Annotated in this window: 25 protein-coding genes and 2 pseudogenes; 21 read left to right on the top strand and 6 right to left on the bottom strand. The window is 46.2% G+C overall.

All coding sequences use genetic code 11. The features are described 5' to 3' along the window. Positions 1 to 563 precede the first annotated feature (563 nt). The 3 genes from U5K35_RS12665 to U5K35_RS12655 all read right to left on the bottom strand — a co-directional run bounded on the left by U5K35_RS12665 (position 564) and on the right by U5K35_RS12655 (position 3,753). Positions 564 to 2,408, bottom strand: coding sequence for a hypothetical protein (locus U5K35_RS12665; protein WP_322571856.1), 1,845 nt, complete (start codon positions 2,406 to 2,408; stop codon positions 564 to 566). Positions 2,409 to 3,035: 627 nt separating this feature from the next. After that, on the bottom strand, positions 3,036 to 3,305 hold the full coding sequence (locus U5K35_RS12660; RefSeq protein WP_322571855.1) for a hypothetical protein: 270 nt from the start codon (positions 3,303 to 3,305) through the stop codon (positions 3,036 to 3,038). Positions 3,306 to 3,405: 100 nt separating this feature from the next. Next, positions 3,406 to 3,753, bottom strand: coding sequence for a hypothetical protein (locus U5K35_RS12655; protein WP_322571854.1), 348 nt, complete (start codon positions 3,751 to 3,753; stop codon positions 3,406 to 3,408). 191 nt (positions 3,754 to 3,944) lie between these two features. On the opposite strand from U5K35_RS12655, the gene U5K35_RS12650 reads away from it, so the two are divergent. The 10 genes and pseudogenes from U5K35_RS12650 (at position 3,945) to U5K35_RS12610 (ending at position 7,701) form a co-directional block, all read left to right on the top strand. Beyond that, the gene (locus U5K35_RS12650; protein WP_322571853.1) at positions 3,945 to 4,202 is read left to right on the top strand and encodes a type II toxin-antitoxin system Phd/YefM family antitoxin; all 258 of its coding nucleotides are present in this window, start codon (positions 3,945 to 3,947) and stop codon (positions 4,200 to 4,202) included. Beyond that, complete coding sequence (locus U5K35_RS12645) at positions 4,190 to 4,369, top strand: type II toxin-antitoxin system RelE/ParE family toxin (RefSeq protein ID WP_322571852.1); 180 nt, start codon at positions 4,190 to 4,192, stop codon at positions 4,367 to 4,369. The genes U5K35_RS12650 and U5K35_RS12645 overlap by 13 nt, the downstream gene beginning before the upstream one ends. Positions 4,370 to 4,588: 219 nt before the next feature. Next, the gene (locus U5K35_RS12640; RefSeq protein WP_322571851.1) at positions 4,589 to 4,747 is read left to right on the top strand and encodes a hypothetical protein; all 159 of its coding nucleotides are present in this window, start codon (positions 4,589 to 4,591) and stop codon (positions 4,745 to 4,747) included. Between the two features lie 171 nt (positions 4,748 to 4,918). After that, positions 4,919 to 5,158 (top strand): addiction module protein, encoded by a 240-nt coding sequence (locus U5K35_RS12635; RefSeq protein WP_322571850.1) that lies wholly within the window; start codon positions 4,919 to 4,921, stop codon positions 5,156 to 5,158. Then, complete coding sequence (locus U5K35_RS12630; RefSeq protein ID WP_322571849.1) at positions 5,148 to 5,438, top strand: type II toxin-antitoxin system RelE/ParE family toxin; 291 nt, start codon at positions 5,148 to 5,150, stop codon at positions 5,436 to 5,438. Before U5K35_RS12635 ends, U5K35_RS12630 begins: the two co-directional genes overlap by 11 nt. A gap of 121 nt (positions 5,439 to 5,559) precedes the next feature. Next, positions 5,560 to 5,928: a cupin domain-containing protein gene (locus tag U5K35_RS12625; protein WP_416221647.1), complete on the top strand. Its 369-nt coding sequence runs from the start codon at positions 5,560 to 5,562 to the stop codon at positions 5,926 to 5,928. Between the two features lie 103 nt (positions 5,929 to 6,031). Continuing rightward, positions 6,032 to 6,241, top strand: a complete 210-nt coding sequence (locus U5K35_RS19760) for a type II toxin-antitoxin system Phd/YefM family antitoxin (protein ID WP_416221637.1) — start codon at positions 6,032 to 6,034, stop codon at positions 6,239 to 6,241. Positions 6,242 to 6,247: 6 nt separating this feature from the next. Continuing rightward, positions 6,248 to 6,475 (top strand): annotated as a pseudogene (locus tag U5K35_RS12620) (Txe/YoeB family addiction module toxin); the annotation flags it as partial. A gap of 255 nt (positions 6,476 to 6,730) precedes the next feature. Further along, positions 6,731 to 7,285 carry a DUF6364 family protein gene (locus U5K35_RS12615; protein WP_322571847.1) on the top strand — a complete coding sequence of 185 codons (555 nt, stop codon included), beginning with the start codon at positions 6,731 to 6,733 and terminating at the stop codon, positions 7,283 to 7,285. Continuing rightward, positions 7,282 to 7,701, top strand: a complete 420-nt coding sequence (locus U5K35_RS12610; protein WP_322571846.1) for a PIN domain-containing protein — start codon at positions 7,282 to 7,284, stop codon at positions 7,699 to 7,701. Before U5K35_RS12615 ends, U5K35_RS12610 begins: the two co-directional genes overlap by 4 nt. A 36-nt stretch (positions 7,702 to 7,737) precedes the next feature. On the opposite strand, the pseudogene U5K35_RS12605 reads toward U5K35_RS12610, so the two are convergent. Continuing rightward, positions 7,738 to 8,727 (bottom strand): annotated as a pseudogene (locus U5K35_RS12605) (LLM class flavin-dependent oxidoreductase). A gap of 236 nt (positions 8,728 to 8,963) precedes the next feature. On the opposite strand from U5K35_RS12605, the gene U5K35_RS12600 reads away from it, so the two are divergent. The 5 genes from U5K35_RS12600 to U5K35_RS12580 all read left to right on the top strand — a co-directional run bounded on the left by U5K35_RS12600 (position 8,964) and on the right by U5K35_RS12580 (position 12,481). After that, positions 8,964 to 9,659, top strand: coding sequence for a hypothetical protein (locus tag U5K35_RS12600; protein ID WP_322571845.1), 696 nt, complete (start codon positions 8,964 to 8,966; stop codon positions 9,657 to 9,659). Continuing rightward, positions 9,613 to 10,176, top strand: a complete 564-nt coding sequence (locus U5K35_RS12595) for a hypothetical protein (RefSeq protein ID WP_322571844.1) — start codon at positions 9,613 to 9,615, stop codon at positions 10,174 to 10,176. The genes U5K35_RS12600 and U5K35_RS12595 overlap by 47 nt, the downstream gene beginning before the upstream one ends. A gap of 149 nt (positions 10,177 to 10,325) precedes the next feature. Next, positions 10,326 to 10,706, top strand: a complete 381-nt coding sequence (locus tag U5K35_RS12590; protein ID WP_322571843.1) for a cytochrome c — start codon at positions 10,326 to 10,328, stop codon at positions 10,704 to 10,706. Positions 10,707 to 10,762: 56 nt separating this feature from the next. Continuing rightward, complete coding sequence (locus U5K35_RS12585; protein ID WP_416221636.1) at positions 10,763 to 12,286, top strand: DUF4010 domain-containing protein; 1,524 nt, start codon at positions 10,763 to 10,765, stop codon at positions 12,284 to 12,286. Between the two features lie 6 nt (positions 12,287 to 12,292). Continuing rightward, positions 12,293 to 12,481 carry a hypothetical protein gene (locus U5K35_RS12580; RefSeq protein WP_322571842.1) on the top strand — a complete coding sequence of 63 codons (189 nt, stop codon included), beginning with the start codon at positions 12,293 to 12,295 and terminating at the stop codon, positions 12,479 to 12,481. Positions 12,482 to 12,620: 139 nt separating this feature from the next. On the opposite strand, the gene U5K35_RS12575 is transcribed toward U5K35_RS12580, so the two are convergent. Both U5K35_RS12575 and U5K35_RS12570 read right to left on the bottom strand, forming a co-directional pair. After that, positions 12,621 to 13,481 carry an IS3 family transposase gene (locus U5K35_RS12575; protein WP_322571841.1) on the bottom strand — a complete coding sequence of 287 codons (861 nt, stop codon included), beginning with the start codon at positions 13,479 to 13,481 and terminating at the stop codon, positions 12,621 to 12,623. Between the two features lie 11 nt (positions 13,482 to 13,492). After that, positions 13,493 to 13,798 carry a transposase gene (locus U5K35_RS12570; protein ID WP_322571840.1) on the bottom strand — a complete coding sequence of 102 codons (306 nt, stop codon included), beginning with the start codon at positions 13,796 to 13,798 and terminating at the stop codon, positions 13,493 to 13,495. A gap of 354 nt (positions 13,799 to 14,152) precedes the next feature. On the opposite strand from U5K35_RS12570, the gene U5K35_RS12565 reads away from it, so the two are divergent. The 6 genes from U5K35_RS12565 to U5K35_RS12540 all read left to right on the top strand — a co-directional run bounded on the left by U5K35_RS12565 (position 14,153) and on the right by U5K35_RS12540 (position 17,272). Continuing rightward, positions 14,153 to 14,275 (top strand): hypothetical protein, encoded by a 123-nt coding sequence (locus U5K35_RS12565; protein ID WP_322571839.1) that lies wholly within the window; start codon positions 14,153 to 14,155, stop codon positions 14,273 to 14,275. Beyond that, the gene (locus U5K35_RS12560) at positions 14,268 to 14,777 is read left to right on the top strand and encodes a multicopper oxidase domain-containing protein (protein WP_322571838.1); all 510 of its coding nucleotides are present in this window, start codon (positions 14,268 to 14,270) and stop codon (positions 14,775 to 14,777) included. Before U5K35_RS12565 ends, U5K35_RS12560 begins: the two co-directional genes overlap by 8 nt. Then, on the top strand, positions 14,774 to 15,286 hold the full coding sequence (locus U5K35_RS12555; protein WP_322571837.1) for a hypothetical protein: 513 nt from the start codon (positions 14,774 to 14,776) through the stop codon (positions 15,284 to 15,286). Before U5K35_RS12560 ends, U5K35_RS12555 begins: the two co-directional genes overlap by 4 nt. 78 nt (positions 15,287 to 15,364) lie before the next feature. Further along, positions 15,365 to 16,204, top strand: coding sequence for a formylglycine-generating enzyme family protein (locus U5K35_RS12550; protein WP_322571836.1), 840 nt, complete (start codon positions 15,365 to 15,367; stop codon positions 16,202 to 16,204). A gap of 31 nt (positions 16,205 to 16,235) precedes the next feature. Continuing rightward, entirely contained in the window at positions 16,236 to 16,838 is a 603-nt protein-coding gene (locus tag U5K35_RS12545) for an SCO family protein (RefSeq protein WP_322571835.1), read from the top strand. Continuing rightward, positions 16,835 to 17,272: a cupredoxin domain-containing protein gene (locus U5K35_RS12540; protein ID WP_322571834.1), complete on the top strand. Its 438-nt coding sequence runs from the start codon at positions 16,835 to 16,837 to the stop codon at positions 17,270 to 17,272. Before U5K35_RS12545 ends, U5K35_RS12540 begins: the two co-directional genes overlap by 4 nt. Positions 17,273 to 17,278 lie beyond the last annotated feature (6 nt).

Raw genomic sequence — 17,278 nt, 5'->3', positions numbered from 1 at the left:
ACACTTTCATCCCGCTTCTGGATCTTTCAAAAGGCATTGCGACATCCATGTTCGATGATTTTATCGTCACGGTCGAGGTTCTGAAAGGCTTCATCTGTTGCGGTCGACAGCATTCCGGCGCCAATGTTTTCTGGTACCGATTCCTTGGGCTTTTGCCGGTTTCTGTCAGCGTAAGATCGTCGTCATCACGCCAGGATCTTGAACCTGTAGGATCGATCGGTGCTCAGATTGATATAGGTCTGCTTCCACGCCTTTAAAGAAGGAGCATTCTGTTTATAGAAACCGTGCGTAGTTGATTCATCAAACCTCCGCATCAAATCATTCAAAAGCAGCCGGAGAGTGGTTGTCGGCAGGTCCTATGACCAATTGTGCATGACCCACAATTCAGGCCCGACCCTTCGATTACATTTTGGATGATAACGCATTTTAAGCCTCGGGTTCCATTTACTTGGCATCATTTATATCTATAAACAGGATACGCCTCCGGCGTCAGGAACGATTTGAAACAGGACTATGGGTTTTGAAGACCACATGTCAACTCACATAAATGAATATCAACGCTGTCAGATCCGGTCAGTGCTGACAGTAATAAAAATACAATTCGGCGTTAGCATATTCGCGTGGGAAATTTCATTCAGCTTTTCCCGCTGAACGGTAACTGTTTCACGAAGTGATGCAAGGTTTTCACCGGGATATGCGGTGCCGTTCGCTATCTCCATACAGTGATCCATTCCCTGTTCCAGGTTCTTCTTCATCTTAAGCAACTTCTTCCAGCCGGAATCTTCAGGGTCGGTTAGCAACGACAGTTCACTCACATAATCCACATACATCACCAGCTCCTTGGCAAACATGTGTGGGCGCTCATCCGGCACCAGGGATTCACTGCGTCCGTAGATATGATCCACCATCTCTTCAAGCGAATATTCCCGGTTGAACCATGCGATATTTGGGCCCGGACAGATTGCCTGGCGGCCATAGCTTGGTTTCATGATTCCGAGGCGGATCAGTGAACCCGTGCCGAGATTGGTGCAGAGACAGGTCTTTTCCATAACCTTGTTCTTTTGCTTCTCTTTGTCATCATCAGAAAAATCACTCTCCTGAATGGAATTGATTTTCAAAAGCTGGTACTGGGAAGAGGCAGTACAAATCGGACTTTCGGTAAACTCCGTATTGGAAACCAAAAATCCTTTCGGGCATTTGGATCCCGGTTTCCCTTTGGCGATCAATTCCTTTTTATGGATTTCAGAACCTGATCCCCGAACGTTGTTAAACGGAACGCCCAGCGGTGAAACGTTACTCAGATACAGCTCCCTTTCACCGGCACTTGCCAGTACTTTAGAAGTAAATTCATCCACACAGGTAGCTTCAGGTACAAGCAGGAATGGGCTTCCCCACCCGGTGCCGTCCATTTCAAAATCTTCCAGCAGCCTGCGCATTTCACCGTTTGTGCCAATTCCCCCCTGTACCGTTATTTTTGGTTTGATCTCTTCGGCAGACAGTTCGGGGTAGTCCCATCTCGATCGTTTCATAAAAACTTTGTACCATCGGGCTGAAAGGTTTCCACAAGCTGTTCCCGCTTCTCCCGGAACTCCTGCAGGCAGTACCGGCATCAGGTGGCCGTCGGACGCAAATGCGTGTCCGCCGCAGTTCAGGCCGGACTCAATGCGGAACTCAGCAACTTCAAGTCCTTTTTTGGCTAAAAATTTCCCCTGGATCAGGGCCGATCGAAAATCACTTACCTTCAGGATAATTTGTTTTTTGATCTGTCCGGAAGCATCACGGTAAAAATCGTTGAATTCGGAAAGATAGCCATACAGCCTCGGATTAAATCCAGCAGACAGTACCAGCCCGGAGGATGAGAGTTTACTATTTGCATACCCACGCAGCGCCGCGCTGGCATCACTAAATTCAGAACTCATTGGCTGATCGTCCTTATCCGTTCTCAGCGCATCCACTTTGGCCATAATGTTTACATCGATTGAACCGGGCGTCATACGAGCGGTAAGCTCGTCGATCCATTTTTTCCGTTCGTCCGCATCATTTAATGATGAAATCTGATGATAGATTGTTTTCAGAGGGTTGCCGTCAGGCAGCAAGCTGAAGTACCGGTCCTTTTCAGAATCTTCGAACAGAGGAGCATTTTTGAGCTCTTCAAATTTGGATGATACGATATCCGCAACGGTATCAAGGTAGGCGGTGATTCGCTCTGCTCTGCCGTCTGCAGCTGATCGCGGGATATTTTGATAGGGGAGATTGAACGTCCCGGCGTAATACTTTCGGATTTTTTCACAAAGCAAATCGTCAACTACTGACATAACAGAACTGATACCAAGATGAGCAACGCGAATGGGACTGTCGATAGAGTGGCCGGTTCCCATAACCGGAATATGAAATTGGTGTTGAAGCATATCGTTGAATAAGAATTAAATCGGTGGGTAAAACAATATGAAAGGTATGCAATCTAAATAAGATAAAAACTCTTTTATTGATAGATATAAATCGTGCTCGGTCGAATTAAGTGGCGTTTATGGTTTAAATAATTCGCTTTACCACATATCAAAAATATAAATATTAAGACTAATTAGACTTTAAATTAACATCTACTTGACAATTTCAGTATAACTTGTACAATTGTTACGTAGAATTATGATTATTACTGTAGATACATCAGCATTGCTTGATGGCAGGTTTAGATGATGGTCTGCAATACAGCCGTACGTGAAAGCCGGGAAAGGGATTAACAGCCATGTGTTGAAGGCGGAAAGTTTTCATCCAAAACCGGATGTTATGCAAGGCGGAGCTCGTTAGTGAAGATCTGGTTTGTTGTGGGTAATATTCCGGGCCGAACCCATCCGGAAATTTATTTTACATATCGCTTTGTGTTCTAAAATGAGATGAGTGGCCCGGGGCTGATTAATAAATTCGAGCGTAAAGATCCATTGATGAACTGTAGCAGATGTATCAATCCTGCCCTTTCTCACCTACAGTCCGGCCCGTTCCCACCATAATATGTGCCCATGGCTTGCCGGGATTCATCAGCCACGGCGCTCCCTCGCTGGCGGGAGTTGCGGAGATGCCGGTAGATTCAACGGTTGCATAAGGAACATAAACCACATAAAGCGGACGCGCAGATTGCAGTCTGTACCGGTTTCGTAATCCCAGGCGTCAGCATCACCGGTGAGAGAGTAGAGCGACATCGGTTTTTCGGGCATCGGGAGTGTTCCTTCTTTAATTTCCTGCTCGCGAATCTCACGGACTTCATCTGTTGAGTGCCCTTCCGCTTTGAGTTCACGGCCGCGTGCCATAAACGGTTCAAGGTCCTGGTGGTAGCACGCTACGTGGAACCGGTCATCTGCGGGGTCATCGGCCAGGCAGACCAGTTCGTTTGAACCTTCGCGCAGGTAGTTATCTCGCCAGAGGTATCAGATCCCAGAACCCAGCGCCTTTACGCATAGGTTCTGATACCGCGCTAACGGCTGCTTCAATTTGTTGGCCTGCCGAAAGAATACCATTACCGGACTGTGCCACCACAGATTCTACACCAAGATTCCGTAGAAAAGTACTGTAATTAAAATCAAACGTTTCATAAATCTCCAGTTTATTATCAATGAAATGGTGGTTCACTCTACCGATGGTCCCAATGTTGGAATTTATTAATGGATAACAACCAGAATTTAAGGGTGTGGAGGGAAGACCGGCGTTGGAGCCCCCGGTCTTCATTTCCTTGAAATAAAATCTTGTCGTTTTTTCCAAAATCTGCGACTACCGATGATAGTTTGGAGCCGCGAAATGTCTTCTGGATTACGGAATAGCTGCAAACAACACCGGAAATCGTATATTCTGCCACAACGCTTCGCATCAGTGTGTAGATGTTGTGTATCGAATGTTATGCCAATAGATAAGAGAGTTGTCAAAATTTTAAAAAGTAGTACTATAGTATCACTATGAAAACAGAACTTGTTACAACACTCAAGCGCCAGGCAACAAAACTCTTAAAGGAGCTCAGAGAAGAAAAAGAGCCGATATTGATAACAGAGCATGGAAAACCATCTGCTTACCTGGTTGACGTCGATCATTTCGAACAGATTCAAAAGAAATTAAAACTGCTGGAAGGCTTAGCCAGGGGTGAAAAGGCTATTCTTGAAGATCGCGTTGTCTCGCATGCAGATGCCAAAAAGCGCATGGCGCGATGGCTCGAATAATTTGGACCGAACCTGCTCTTCAGGAGCTTGATGAAATTGCCGATTATATTTCTTTAGATAACCCAGCGGCGGCTAAAAATTTGGTTCGAGAGGCATTCAATCGGGTAGGCTATTTAGCAGGCCATCCGAAAAGCGGTAAGCTTGTAGATGAATTTGAAGGATACTGAAGATTATATGATCCTTGAATTAGCGGTGAGAGCCAATTGCAAATATATTGTAACGTATAACAAAGCTGATTTTCAGGGCGTTGATAAATTTGACATTAAGCTGGCGACTGTAAAAGAATTTCTCCAATCATACAGGATAACCATGAGTACATTAAGCATTCGATTACCCGAATTGTTACATAAAAAATAAAGGAACTCGCTGAACCAGAAAGTGTTTCTATGAACCAGTTTATCACCCTGGCGGTGTCTGAGAAAATGTCGGGCTTGTTAACAGTAGATTACCTTAAAGAACGGGCAGAAAAGGCAAGCAAGCAGAATTTTAGACACATTATGGATCAAGTTCCTGATGTGGAACCAGAAGATTATGACAAATTATAAACAGGTATGCTAAAACTGGCTTGATGCTTACCAGTTTTGGCTTCGGAGTCGAATTACAAGTTTACGGGCTGGGAGCACAAGCCAAGAGCCGATAACCCACTACCAAAAAATCTAATTTCTTCCGGTTTTCATCGTTAATAATTACATTCAGGTAAACTAAACACTTTTCCTATGATCACCGATTTAAAAGAGATTGAAAATTCAGCTCTGAATCTGAACAAAAAGGATAAAGCACGTCTGGCTGACAAATTGTTGCAAAGCATTCATGGCAAAATTGATCCGGATATCGAACAGGCATGGATTGATGAAGTTCAAAAAAGAAAAGAGTCGCTTAAATCTGGTGAGGCTTCCCTTCATTCTGCATCGGATGTTTTAAATGAAGCAAGAAACCGCCTCAAAAGTGAATATTAAATTTCACTCAGAAGCCAGAAAAGAATTTTTTGAAGCAGCTGAATATTATGAGGAACAAGTTGTTGGCCTTGGGGATGATTTTATTGATGAAGTAGAAAAAGTGCTGGTTGTAATCGAGCAGTATGCAGATTCAGGAACGAAAATCACGAAAACTGAACGAAGATTTTTAGTGTCGCGCTTTCCCTATGGGATTATCTATTCAGTTGAAGAAGATCAGATTACAATATTTGCTGTTATGGACTTAAGGCGCAATCCAGGATATTGGAAATCTCGAACTTAAAACCTGTGGGTATTACATGCAATTCCTGCTGATGGGTTTGCATTGGTTGCTCGACTTCAAAATTATTCGTCCGGAAGCACAACTGCCAGTCCGTTAATACCGCATACAAAAAAGATACATGATGAAATATGAAGCCATAAACTTCGAGAAAAAATTTAATCTATTTGATGAGCAATGGGCACCTAAAGTCATTGCCGAAATGAATGACTACCAATTTAAACTCGTAAAAATAAAGGGAGATTTTGTGTGGCATAGCCATCAGGATACGGATGAAACATTCATTGTATTAGAAGGCAATCTCCTCATTGATTTTCGGGATGGGGTCGTTAGCTTAAAAGAAGGCGAAATGTTTGTTGTACCTAAAGGCGTTGAACACAAACCTCACGCTGAAAACGAGGTGAAATTGTTGTTGATTGAACCCAAAGGCGTGGTAAATACAGGGGATGGAGCTGAAAACGAACGTACTGCTGCTAATGATGTTTACATTTGAGAAGCCAAAGAGAGGATTTAAATAATATCTGAATCTATTAATTGACCAAGTAATCAAATCATAAACACTAACAGCAACACAAGCCCGAAAGGATATTTATCGATTGCTTGATGAGGCATCAGAGACTCATAAACCCATCCAGATTACAGGAAAGCGGTCCAATGCGATTTTAATTAGCGAAGAAGATTGGCGGTCTATTCATGAAACGCTTTACCTCACATCAATTTCTCGTATGCAAATCAATCGTGTTGAAGGATCTGAACACTCCACTGGAAGATACCGGAAGGAGAGCTTGACTGGTGAGTACCTATAAACTTGAGTTTATACCAGGCAAGCGGAAAAGGATGCCGGGAAAGCTGCTTCATCGGGATTACAATCAAAAATTGAAGAGCTGCTTCACGATGTTATTCGGAAGACCCTTTGTGGCATGCCTCCATATGAAAAATTGGTTGGCAATTTGGAAGGGGCTTTTTCAAGAAGAATCAACACCCAGCATCGTTTAGTTTATCAAGTGTATGAAGAGGAAAAGGTTGTCAAAATTATTCGGAATGCACTACGATTAGTTTGGAAATACGAATCATTCGAACAACCTCCATGTTTTGTTTTGACCCTGCATAGATACAATGCGGAGGTTGTCTTTCTGCCGATGTGACAATACGTTGGTCCGGTAGCGACCTCCTACCCGGGCTGAGCATGTGTTTGACGCCTACAGCGTCTGGCAATTATCACCCCTGTCTGCACGCTGTAGTTGCGGGCTGACGGGTTTGATTCACCGCCCGTTCAAAATAGCTTCACATCATGAATGGGTGTTTTATCAGAACTACATCAAACGATAAACATATTATTTGAAGTAAGTCCGGCACATCAAACCTCAACCCCTTCCGCAATCAGCCGGTGTGATTTCAGCCGCTGTTCAAAGTTGTATACGTACGAAGCGATCATCAGCTCATCGGCGTTGGTTTGCTCGATGAACTGTTCAAGATCGGTTCTTGCATACTCATTACCACAATTAGTTGGTCATCCAGCACCTGATGTTTCTTTTCTAAGTGGATTTTTCTTGCTTTCTTCTGGCTGCCTGACGTATATTTATATAAATTATATACGTCATCTTATGAAAAGCAAACTCACACTCCGGTTAGAAGAATCATTAATAAAACGGGCAAAAGAAAGAGCCAGGCAAAAAGGCACCTCAGTGTCCCAAATGGTGGCTGAGTATTTCTCTCTCCTTGAATCGAAATCAACAACGTCTCAAAATAAATTGCCCCCTGTTACTGCTTCGTTTGTCGGTATTTTAAAAAATACTGACGTCACAGAAGAGGACTATAAAACGTACTTAGAGGATAAACATCTCAAATGAAAGTTCTCTTTGATACAAATGTTCTTTTGGACGTCTTCCTGGAGCGGGAGCCTTTCTTTGAAGCCTCATCTCGAGCGGTTGGGTTAGCCGAGGAAGGAAAAATTGAAGGATGGTTATGTGGTACAACCGTCACAACGATTCATTATTTGCTGGCTAAATCCCTTAACCCGGAAAACGCTGAACAATATGTGATGGATATACTAAAAATTTTTCACATTGCAGCGATTACCAGAGCAGTGTTGGTAGAGGCCGTTGGATGTGATTTTGCCGATTATGAGGATGGTGTTATCCATCAGTCGGCCATTCATGCTAATCTTGACGCTATTCTTACCAGGAATCAAAAGGATTTCAAAAAAAGCGAACTACCCGTGTATAGCCCCGCAGAATTTCTGAAGGTCATTGAAATTCTGGAATAACTTTAATTACAGACTATCAGATTGAAGTCCATCACATCAAACCTCAACCCCTTCCGCAATCAGCCGGTGTGATTTCAGCCGGTGTTCAAAGTTGTATACGTACGAAGCGATCATCAGCTCGTCGGCGTTGGTTTGATCGATGAATTGCTCGAGATCGGCCATCACGGATGCTTTACTTCCAATGAACGAACAGGCCAGCATCTGCTGCACCATCATCTTCTGCTGGGGCGACCACACCGTGCTCATATCATCTACGGGCGGCGGCATCGGTTTGCGATCGCCGGTCACCACGCCCATAAACATCTGCAGCATGGAGGTGGAGAGATACTCCGCTTCGGCATCCGTATCGGCCGCAATGATGTTGATGCAGGGCATAAAATAGGGCTGTTCAAGCTGATCGGATGGCTTGAACCGCTCGCGGTAAATACGCAACGCCGGCATCAGCTGCTGCGGGGCAAAGTGACTGGCAAAGGCGTAGGGCAGACCGAGTTCGGCGGCAAGATAGGCGCTGTCGGTGCTGGAGCCGAGAATCCAGATCGGGATGTCGGTTCCCTCACCGGGAATTGCCCGCACGCTGCTGTTTCTGTTCTCAGCAGGATGAGATTATTTCTGAAGGAGCTTCACATTTTGTGGAAACTGCTGCACCTGGTTCATCCGGTCGGGCCGTATGGCGTTTGCCGTGGTTTGATCGGTTCCCGGCGCGCGCCCAAGCCCAAGGTCAACCCGGCCGGGATACATGGTGGCCAGCGTGCCGAACTGCTCTGCAATAATCAGCGGCGAATGATTTGGAAGCATGATGCCGCCTGAGCCCACGCGAATCGATTCCGTAGCTTCGGCAACATGCCCCAAAAGTATCGATGTTGCCGAGCTGGCGATGTTCTCCATGTTGTGATGCTCTGCCATCCAGAACCGTTTGTAACCGGCTTTTTCAGCCTCAACGGCAAGTCTGCGGCTATTTTTAATCGATTCTGCAAGCGTGCTGCCTTCGGTGACAATGGCGAGATCTAAGACTGAAAAGGGAATCATTTATGGGAAGAATAAAATTTGAGAAAAAATTTATAACGATAGTGATAACGCAACGAAAAAAAATAACGGTACAATTAGTTCGGATTATATAACCATCTTGTGAACTGTGTGGGGGATTATTTTATAATGCAATCTGCAGAATTGAAAGATGATAATAAATATCGAAATGTATATTATAGATTTCGTCTTCAACATCTTCATCTATTTAAAGTTTTTAAATTTCCTTACTCCAGATAATGCATCGAATCCTCTCTTTTTTTCTTGTAGTTGTATTTTTTGCAACCAGTTTTTGGGCGTGTAAGCCTTCGCCGGATGAAACGTTTGGATCGGGGGCAGAATGGTTCGAATACCAGGGAGGCCCCGATCGAAATCAGTACAGCACACTGGATCAAATAAACCGGCAAAATGTATCCCGACTTGAGGTCGCCTGGGAGTATCACACCGGAGATACGGGACAGGTTCAAACCAACCCGATTATTGTAAACGATACGCTGTACGGTATGACGGCAACCGTCCGCCCGTTTGCGCTCAATGCCGCCACCGGTGAAGAATATTGGAGCGAAGAAGGGGGCGATGTCCATGTGCTGAACAGCAATCGGGGAGTTGTATACTGGAAGGAGGGAGGTGACAGCAGAATATTATTTGCTCGCGACGAATGGCTCTATGCCCTCCATGCTTCAACCGGTGAGCCTGTCGAATCGTTTGGAGATAGCGGGCGCGTAAGCCTGAAAGCAGGGCTGGATGAGGATGTTGCTGATAAGATGGTGATGTCAACCACTCCCGGTACGAATTATAAAGACAAAATTATTATGCCGCTTCGGGTTGGGGAAGGTTCCGGCGCTGCCGATGGACACATCCAGGCATTTAATATTAAGACGGGGAGGGTTGAATGGGTATTCCGTACGATCCCAGACCGGCGAGCATGGTTATGAGACGTGGCCGGAAGATGCACATAACCACCCGAAAATAGGAGGTGCTAATAACTGGGCGGGAATGTCGGTTGACCGCGAACGTGGAATAGTTTTTGTTCCTACAGGTTCGGCGGCCTTCGATTTTTATGGTGGTAACCGGAAGGGGGCAAATCTTTTTGCAAACAGCCTGATTGCACTGAATGCCGAAACAGGTGAACGAATCTGGCATTTTCAATTTGTCCATCACGATATTTTGGATCGTGATCTGCCGGCCCCTCCAAACCTGATAACGGTGACACGTAATGGCCAAAAAGTGGATGCCGTTGCCCAGATCACTAAACACGGATATGTTTTTCTTTTCAACCGGGAGACCGGCGAACCACTATTTGAGATTGAAGAGCGGGCCGTTCCTCCTTCACACATCCAGCGAAGAGGCCTGGCCCACGCAGCCTTTCCCGGTGAAACCGGAACCATATGCCCGTCAGATGTTAACTGCGCGGCGACATCAGTCCATATGCAGAAAACAGGGATGAGCTGATAGAAACGTTTAATAAAAGCCGTTTTGAGGGTCCGTTTACTCCTCTGAGTGCAGAAGGAACCATAATTTTCCCGGGACTTGACGGCGGCGGCGAATGGGGTGGCGCCGCAGCAGATCCTGATGGAATATTGTATGCAAACAGCAACCAGATGGCGTGGCTGATTAGCCTGGAGCCGGCTATGGATGATGATGAGTTAGCCGATTTAAGTTTAGGTGCGCGGACTTATGTTCAGTATTGCACGGCGTGTCACCGTTCCGATCGGTCCGGGAGCCCCGAAAGCGGGTATCCCTCACTCCGTAATCTTGATGGCAGGCTGGACAGAGACGTTGTGGAGAATGTAATCGAAAATGGCAGAAATATGATGCCAGCCTTTGGCAGCCAGCTTTCGGAGGATGAGGTGGAAGCATTGGTCGCTTTTCTTTACGGGGAAGAGGAGGCGGCGGAAGGTGCCGACAGAGAAACAGGTGAAACTCAGCCCGGTGAGATCCCGAAGTTTCTTACCAAATTTCCGGGTATACACGATTTTTAGACAGTAACGGGTATCATGCTATCCGTCCGCCCTGGGGCACACTGAGCGCGATTGATATGAATACGGGAAAATATCTGTGGAACGTTACGCTGGGTGATCATAAAGAGATTCGCGGAGAAGATGATCCGCCAACCGGAAGTGAAAATTATGGCGGGCCGGTTGCAACGGCAGGGGGCTTATTGTTTGTCGCGGGGACCAAGGATGGAATGTTCAGGGCGTTCGACAAGACCAACGGAGAGCTTCTTTGGGAAACAGAACTACCGGCGGCTGGCTTTGCAACGCCGAGTACCTACGAAGTGGATGGAAAGCAATACATAGTGGTAGCATGCGGCGGAACCAAACTGGGTACGCCGGGCGGCGATAGCTACATCGCATTTGCACTGCCTGACTCTTTTTCAAGCAAACTGGTAACTGATGAAGCTAAAAGGCAGAGTCGATTTCGTTTCGTCTATTGCCGGTTATTTGCTTTCTTTAAGGAGCATAAACAGTTGTCGATCAACACATATCAGCAAATGGACTTTTCAAATCATACTGAACTGAAACTATTGGTGGCGCTTGCCATCGGCCTGCTGGTGGGCATTGAACGCGGGTGGAGCGAACGGGAAGAAGAGGAGGGCGAGCGCATTGCCGGTATTCGAACGTTCAGTATTATTGGCTTGCTTGGGGGCGTTTGGGCGCTGCTGTCGGACACGCTCAGCGATTGGGTACTGGCCTCTGCATTCATTGCAGTTTCGGCCTTGATTATTGCAGCACATATTCTGGATGTAAAACAAGACAGGGACGTAGGCACAACTACTGCCTTTACCATGATGCTTACGTTTGCACTTGCCGCCTGGGCCGTGATCGGACAACCGGTAATTGCCATGGCCGCCACCATTCTGGTTGTTACACTACTGGGCTATAAACCGGTATTGCATGGCTGGCTAAGGGTTATTGAACAAAAGGAACTGTATGCCGGTATAAAACTGCTCATCATTTCAGTGGCCCTGCTGCCGTTTTTGCCCGATCAGGGGTACGGCCCTTACAATGCGCTCAATCCCTACTGGATCTGGTGGATGGTGGTTTTGATCAGCGGGATTTCTTTTGTGGGATATTTTGCCATAAAGTTTACCGGCGAAAAGAAAGGCACGTTTTTAACAGCTGTTACCGGTGGGCTGGCGTCGTCTACCGCTGTCACTTTCAGTATGGCCCAATTTGCAAGACTCAGCAAGCAGAAAATGTTTTTTATGGGAGGAATATTAGTAGCCTCATCCATTATGTTTGTGCGGGTTGGAATTGAAGTATTTATAGTTCACAGAGTGCTTTTGCAGCACCTTTGGATTCCGCTCGGGCTTATGTTTATTGGTATTTTAATTGGCGGCTACTGGTTTCTTGTGAAAGGCGGAGGAGAAGATAGCAGCGATCAGCAGATTGAAATCAAGAACCCGTTTCAGCTCGGGCTTGCTCTTAGGTTCGGTTTTCTGCTCGCTTTAATTCTTCTGCTTTCCGAGGCCGTGAAAGAGTGGTTTGGAGACGAAGGCATTTATCTGCTGTCTGTAGCTTCCGGTTTGATGGATGTGGATGCCATCGCCGTCTCCTGATCGCGTATGGCACAGGACGATTTAAGCGATGAGGTCGCGTCGATGGGAATTGTGCTTGCATCAGCTACTAATACACTTGTGAAAGGATTTATATTTGCGGTCATCGCCGGCTGGAAAGAGAGTATAAAGTTGATCCTGTTTCTTACGGCGGCAGTCGTGCCGGGAATTTTGGCAGGTTTGTATCTCATTTTATAGCAAAATCAAGTAGTAACCTGAGTTCGATTAATAAATTATTTATTGAAAGTCCCCCTTAAAAAAGGGGAGGTAGGGGGATGTTCATCAGAATATCGCAAATTGGAATTGCAACAAAAAAGTGGACAATCAGTTAAGGTAGTCATGCTGCTGATTTATGTTTTAAGTTTTCTTCGGCCTGCACCGGGCTTTGGTAATCAAGTGCCGAGTGCAGGCGTTTTCTGTTGTACCAGATTTCTATGAACTCAAAGATAGCTGATCTGGCCTGCTGGTAGCTTTGGAAGTAATCCGGCATATCCAGTTCGTGCTTGAGCGTTTTAAAGAAACTTTCCGCCGGGGCATTATCCCAGCAGTTTCCCTTCCGGCTCATGCTTTGGGTGATCCTGTGCTTGCCTAATACCTTTGTAAAGGAGTCACACGCATATTGAACACCACGATCGGAATGGAAAATCAGGTGTTTGCCAGGTGGACGCCGCATGGCCGCCTGTTTAAAAGCTGCAATACTGGTTTCCTCTGCGCTCATTCCACCGCTGAGTGACCACCCGATAATTTGCCGGTCGCCAAGATCCATCACCGTGGTTAAATACATCCAGCCCTTCTCGCCACGAATGTAGGTAATGTCGCTGACCCAGACCTGGCCAAGTCCTTCCGGGGCAAAGTTGCGGTCCAGCAAGTTCGCCGCCACCGGCCATCCATGAGTCGAATGCGTGGTTTTAATCCACTTTTTCCGAATTCGGCTGGCAATGCCCATTTTGGCCATCAGTCGGGCAATACGTGGCCTGGAGGCTGTACAGCCATCTTTTTTTAACAGATTATAAATCCTTGGCGAGCCATACAGCTTGTCCGAGTCCTGCCAGGCCTCGTGGATCAGGCGCCTAAGACGCTCGTTCTGTTTGGCACGCTTGGAGGGGTCTCGGCCCAGCCAGCTATAGTAGCCGCTTCGGCTCACCTTAAATACGTCAGACATCTTCGATATGGGATACTGCTCTGCATAATCTGCCATAAACTGAAAGATTACCCACTTGTCTTGCCGAAGATGCCAATTGCCTTTTTTAGGATATCACGCTCCATGCGAGTTTCTGCCAGTTCATTCTTTAAGCGGCGCACCTCCGATTGTTCTGGAGTAAGCTTCTCCACGCCCTTTCCAGGAAAACTATCTGTGGATCCGGCCCCATAGGCTGCTCTCCATTTATAAATCAGTGCTGGAGATAATCCAAGCTCCGAGGCCAGTTCACTGATGTTCTCCCGCTGATAACTCTGTTGGATCACATCAAGCTTATATTGTTTAGTGTAGCTTTTTCGAGTTTTCTTTTTACCCATTTGTTATTGTATAATTTAGATGCCTCAATATACCTTAACTCCATGTCCACTCAAATGTAGAAACTCCAATCGCAAAACCCAGTGAACACCCCACTAAATCTCTCCGCCAGCTGGCGGAAGACTTTTTCTCTGTTTTTTATTAATGGACACTGAGGTTTTAGGTATGCACAATCGAGCTAATCATGAATCGAACTCAGATTAGTATTGAGCTGTATGGGAGTGGCAGAATATATTTAAGACATCTTTATCTTAAATTCATAATTGTTGATTAATTTGAAAAACGCGGAGGAGCTATATAGTAACTCTATTTAAGACAAAAGAGTCTTTTATATTATTAACAACAAACCAACTATTATGAAAACTTTACTTAGAATATCAACTCTACTGATGACGCTCTTAATTCTCACTGGCGGACACAATCTGCTTGCTCAGTCGCAAGAGTACACAATGGATGGCATGACAGTTTGGAATGGCTGAAGCTGAAGTCTTCACGGAAGACTACGACGGCCCGCCGGTTGTGGGTGAACATTTTACCCAGCTACCCAATCTTGCCCCTCTTAATTACGAGGGAAATAAACATCATGAAGTCCGGCTGGACGCTATGGTACAGGAAATTGAAGTGGCCAACGGCGTTCGCTACAGGGCGTGGACATTCGGGGGCACTGTGCCTGGTCCTGTATTGCACGTAAGAGAAGGCGACCGGATTACATTTACCATGAAAAACCGGTCTGACGAAGAAGTGGTAATTACCGAGCCTGGAAGCGAGTCAAGCCCTTATATGCAACAGGTTGCCGAAAATAACTATATGGATGCCAAGCCCGGTATAATGCCGATGCCGCACTCCATGGATTTCCACGCGGGAACGGTTGCCAAAGACGATAAATGGCGAACTATTGCGCCCGGTGAAACCATCAAATTTGACTGGATCGCAAACTATGCGGGTACTTACATCTATCACTGTGGTACACCCAGTGTTTGATGCACACTGCGATGGGACAACATGGTGTTGTGGTTGTATCGCCCAAAGAAGGTTACCCAACAGATTATGAAGTAGACCGGGAATACGTAGTTGTTCAATCCGAGTACTACCTTAAAAAAGGCTCAGGTGATTTGTATCAGTATGATTTTGAAGCGGCACAAAATGTAAATCCATCTCATGTGGTATTTAACGGCCACCAAACAATCCTGCACGATCAGCCGCTTGAAGCGAATGCCGGAGAACGCGTGAGAATCCACTTCTCAAATAATGGACCCAGCGGAACATCGAGCTTCCACGTGATTGGCGCCATTTTTGACCGCGTCTGGCTTGAAGGCCATCCGTTCAACGAAATGCGCGGCATGCAAACCGTACTTCTTGGTGCATCAGGGTCAGCAACTATTGACTTTATCGTTCCGGAAGAGGGTAAATATATACTGATTGACCACGAATTTGCGGATGCTGAAAAAGGAGCAACCGGAACGCTTAAAGCCGGTCCGCGCCAGCAATAGATCAACAAAAATAAAGCCATCCCGATTGAGGGGTGGCTTAATTGTCTTAAGCATTTGTAAGATTAAAATCAGAATTCCATGAAAGATGCATCCAAAAAACTCCTCCTGTTACCGATTGTGCTGTTAGCATTTCAGCTGACGGCAGTTACTTTGGCGCAGTCGTCCCGGGTTAACATTCCGGCCGGCAGTTTCCACTCGGTTCTCCCCGAAGTAGAGGGCGAGCCACACCAGGTAGAGTCTTTTGTTATGGATGAAACAGCTGTCACGAACAGTCAATACAGGCAGTTTGTGCAGAACAATCCCCGATGGACATCATCAAACATTCCGCCGCTCTATGCCGAAAATCGGTACCTGCAACATTGGAGTGATGACGGTGATTATGGTGATGAATCGAAAGCTGATCTGCCGGTTACGCGCGTGTCCTGGTACGCTGCTAACGCATACTGTGGCTCGAAAGGCGGGCGTCTGCCGACTCTAAATGAGTGGGAATACGCGGCACAGCTGATGGACTTCGACACACCAGCGGAGGCTGACAAGTTCAGTTCTAAACTGATCGGCTGGTATTCAGCTGTAGATGCCAATCAAACACAGCCGGTTGGCAGCACGGGAATCGAAAACAGGTACGGCGTAAAAGATCTCTTTGGGCTGGTAATGGAGTGGGTAGAGGATTTCAAGCCGCCCATTGCGTCAGACTTATCTCTCGACTGCGGCACCATCGGCCGCATGCAGGGAAGCAGCTCCATGTACGGTTACGCAATGTCCATTCGCTACATCACGCGAATGAGTTTCAAGCCAACCAGTACCACAGGAATGCTGGGGTTCAGGTGCGCGTACGATTCTACCGAAAATGCAGAAAGCACAAAAGGGAAATCGTCAGCACTGATGATAAATCACCCTACAAATCAATCCACTTACTAACGGAGGACTTACCATGCAACTTCTAAAGTTTATGTTTCTTTTACCTGGCTTAATGATATTACCGCTGCTTGCATCATCCCAGCATACCATGAAGATGGATCACTCAGGTCTTGAGGCATCGAAAACATTTCACGCTGAATCGCTCTACCACATGAACGCGGAGTGGACCAGCCAGGATGGTGAAACTATTCGCCTTGCCGATTATAAAGGGCAACCGCTCATGGTGGTGATGTTCTACGGCCAGTGTACGGGAACGTGTCCGGTGCTTATGCAGAGAACATGGAAACTCTACAACGAAATAGAGGAGCAGGTCCGTGACCGCGTGCAGGTTCTGGCGGTAAGTTTTGATTATAAAAACGATACGCCTGAGGCGTTGAAAGCCTATGCGGAATACGAACAGCTGGATATCCCCGGATGGAATTTCGTGACGGCTCAACAGTCGGACATCCGAGAGCTTGCTATGCTGCTAGGCGTGCAGTATCGCGAGCGAAGTGATGGTCATTTTGAGCATTCAAACCTCATCACGGTGCTTGACGGGCAGGGTAAAATTTCCGTTAGGAATGAAGGAATAACAGGCGATCTCGGCGATACAACTTCAGCCATTGAAGGCTTGTTCAAATCTGAGCTGCAATGAGGAAAGGCAGGCTCCATATCACTGTAATAATACTTATGCTGATCACTACCTTTCCGGCTTATGGTAACGGAGATCAGGACGTACAAACAATCAAGCCTGATACAGTAACGGTGAAAGTGATTGGCACAAATGCCGATTCACGATTTGAGCCAAAAGAGGTACAGGTCAGGCCGGGAGACACGGTTCGCTTCGAAGTTGTTGAGGGCATGCACACGGTTACAGCGTATCATCCCGACAACCGGAGAGAATTAAACATACCACCAAACGCGGAGTCATTTGATTCAGGTATTCTATCGGCCGGCGACACATGGTTTTTGACCATCAAGCAGGCCGGGGAGTACAACTACTTCTGTATGCCTCATGAACGTATGGGACATATTGGAAAAATTATTTCAAACAAGACAACATTAAAACCGACCATTTATAACAATTAAATATAT

This window comes from Rhodohalobacter sp., assembly GCF_034521535.1.
Taxonomy (GTDB): domain Bacteria; phylum Bacteroidota; class Rhodothermia; order Balneolales; family Balneolaceae; genus Rhodohalobacter.
This window is presented reverse-complemented; position numbering and strand designations above follow the sequence as displayed.

Excerpts from the sequence above, each read along its gene's own strand:
- U5K35_RS12665 (WP_322571856.1), bottom strand. The coding sequence starts at position 2,408 with ATGCTTCAACACCAATTTCATATTCCGGTTATGGGAACCGGCCACTCT.
- U5K35_RS12660 (WP_322571855.1), bottom strand. The coding sequence starts at position 3,305 with ATGGCACGCGGCCGTGAACTCAAAGCGGAAGGGCACTCAACAGATGAA.
- U5K35_RS12650 (WP_322571853.1), top strand. The coding sequence starts at position 3,945 with ATGAAAACAGAACTTGTTACAACACTCAAGCGCCAGGCAACAAAACTC.
- U5K35_RS12645 (WP_322571852.1), top strand. The coding sequence starts at position 4,190 with ATGGCTCGAATAATTTGGACCGAACCTGCTCTTCAGGAGCTTGATGAA.
- U5K35_RS12640 (WP_322571851.1), top strand. The coding sequence starts at position 4,589 with ATGAACCAGTTTATCACCCTGGCGGTGTCTGAGAAAATGTCGGGCTTG.
- U5K35_RS12635 (WP_322571850.1), top strand. The coding sequence starts at position 4,919 with ATGATCACCGATTTAAAAGAGATTGAAAATTCAGCTCTGAATCTGAAC.
- U5K35_RS12625 (WP_416221647.1), top strand. The coding sequence starts at position 5,560 with ATGAAATATGAAGCCATAAACTTCGAGAAAAAATTTAATCTATTTGAT.
- U5K35_RS12615 (WP_322571847.1), top strand. The coding sequence starts at position 6,731 with ATGGGTGTTTTATCAGAACTACATCAAACGATAAACATATTATTTGAA.
- U5K35_RS12610 (WP_322571846.1), top strand. The coding sequence starts at position 7,282 with ATGAAAGTTCTCTTTGATACAAATGTTCTTTTGGACGTCTTCCTGGAG.
- U5K35_RS12600 (WP_322571845.1), top strand. The coding sequence starts at position 8,964 with ATGCATCGAATCCTCTCTTTTTTTCTTGTAGTTGTATTTTTTGCAACC.
- U5K35_RS12590 (WP_322571843.1), top strand. The coding sequence starts at position 10,326 with ATGGCGTGGCTGATTAGCCTGGAGCCGGCTATGGATGATGATGAGTTA.
- U5K35_RS12585 (WP_416221636.1), top strand. The coding sequence starts at position 10,763 with ATGAATACGGGAAAATATCTGTGGAACGTTACGCTGGGTGATCATAAA.
- U5K35_RS12580 (WP_322571842.1), top strand. The coding sequence starts at position 12,293 with ATGGCACAGGACGATTTAAGCGATGAGGTCGCGTCGATGGGAATTGTG.
- U5K35_RS12575 (WP_322571841.1), bottom strand. The coding sequence starts at position 13,481 with ATGGCAGATTATGCAGAGCAGTATCCCATATCGAAGATGTCTGACGTA.
- U5K35_RS12570 (WP_322571840.1), bottom strand. The coding sequence starts at position 13,798 with ATGGGTAAAAAGAAAACTCGAAAAAGCTACACTAAACAATATAAGCTT.
- U5K35_RS12565 (WP_322571839.1), top strand. The coding sequence starts at position 14,153 with ATGAAAACTTTACTTAGAATATCAACTCTACTGATGACGCTCTTAATT.
- U5K35_RS12560 (WP_322571838.1), top strand. The coding sequence starts at position 14,268 with ATGGCTGAAGCTGAAGTCTTCACGGAAGACTACGACGGCCCGCCGGTT.
- U5K35_RS12550 (WP_322571836.1), top strand. The coding sequence starts at position 15,365 with ATGAAAGATGCATCCAAAAAACTCCTCCTGTTACCGATTGTGCTGTTA.
- U5K35_RS12545 (WP_322571835.1), top strand. The coding sequence starts at position 16,236 with ATGTTTCTTTTACCTGGCTTAATGATATTACCGCTGCTTGCATCATCC.
- U5K35_RS12540 (WP_322571834.1), top strand. The coding sequence starts at position 16,835 with ATGAGGAAAGGCAGGCTCCATATCACTGTAATAATACTTATGCTGATC.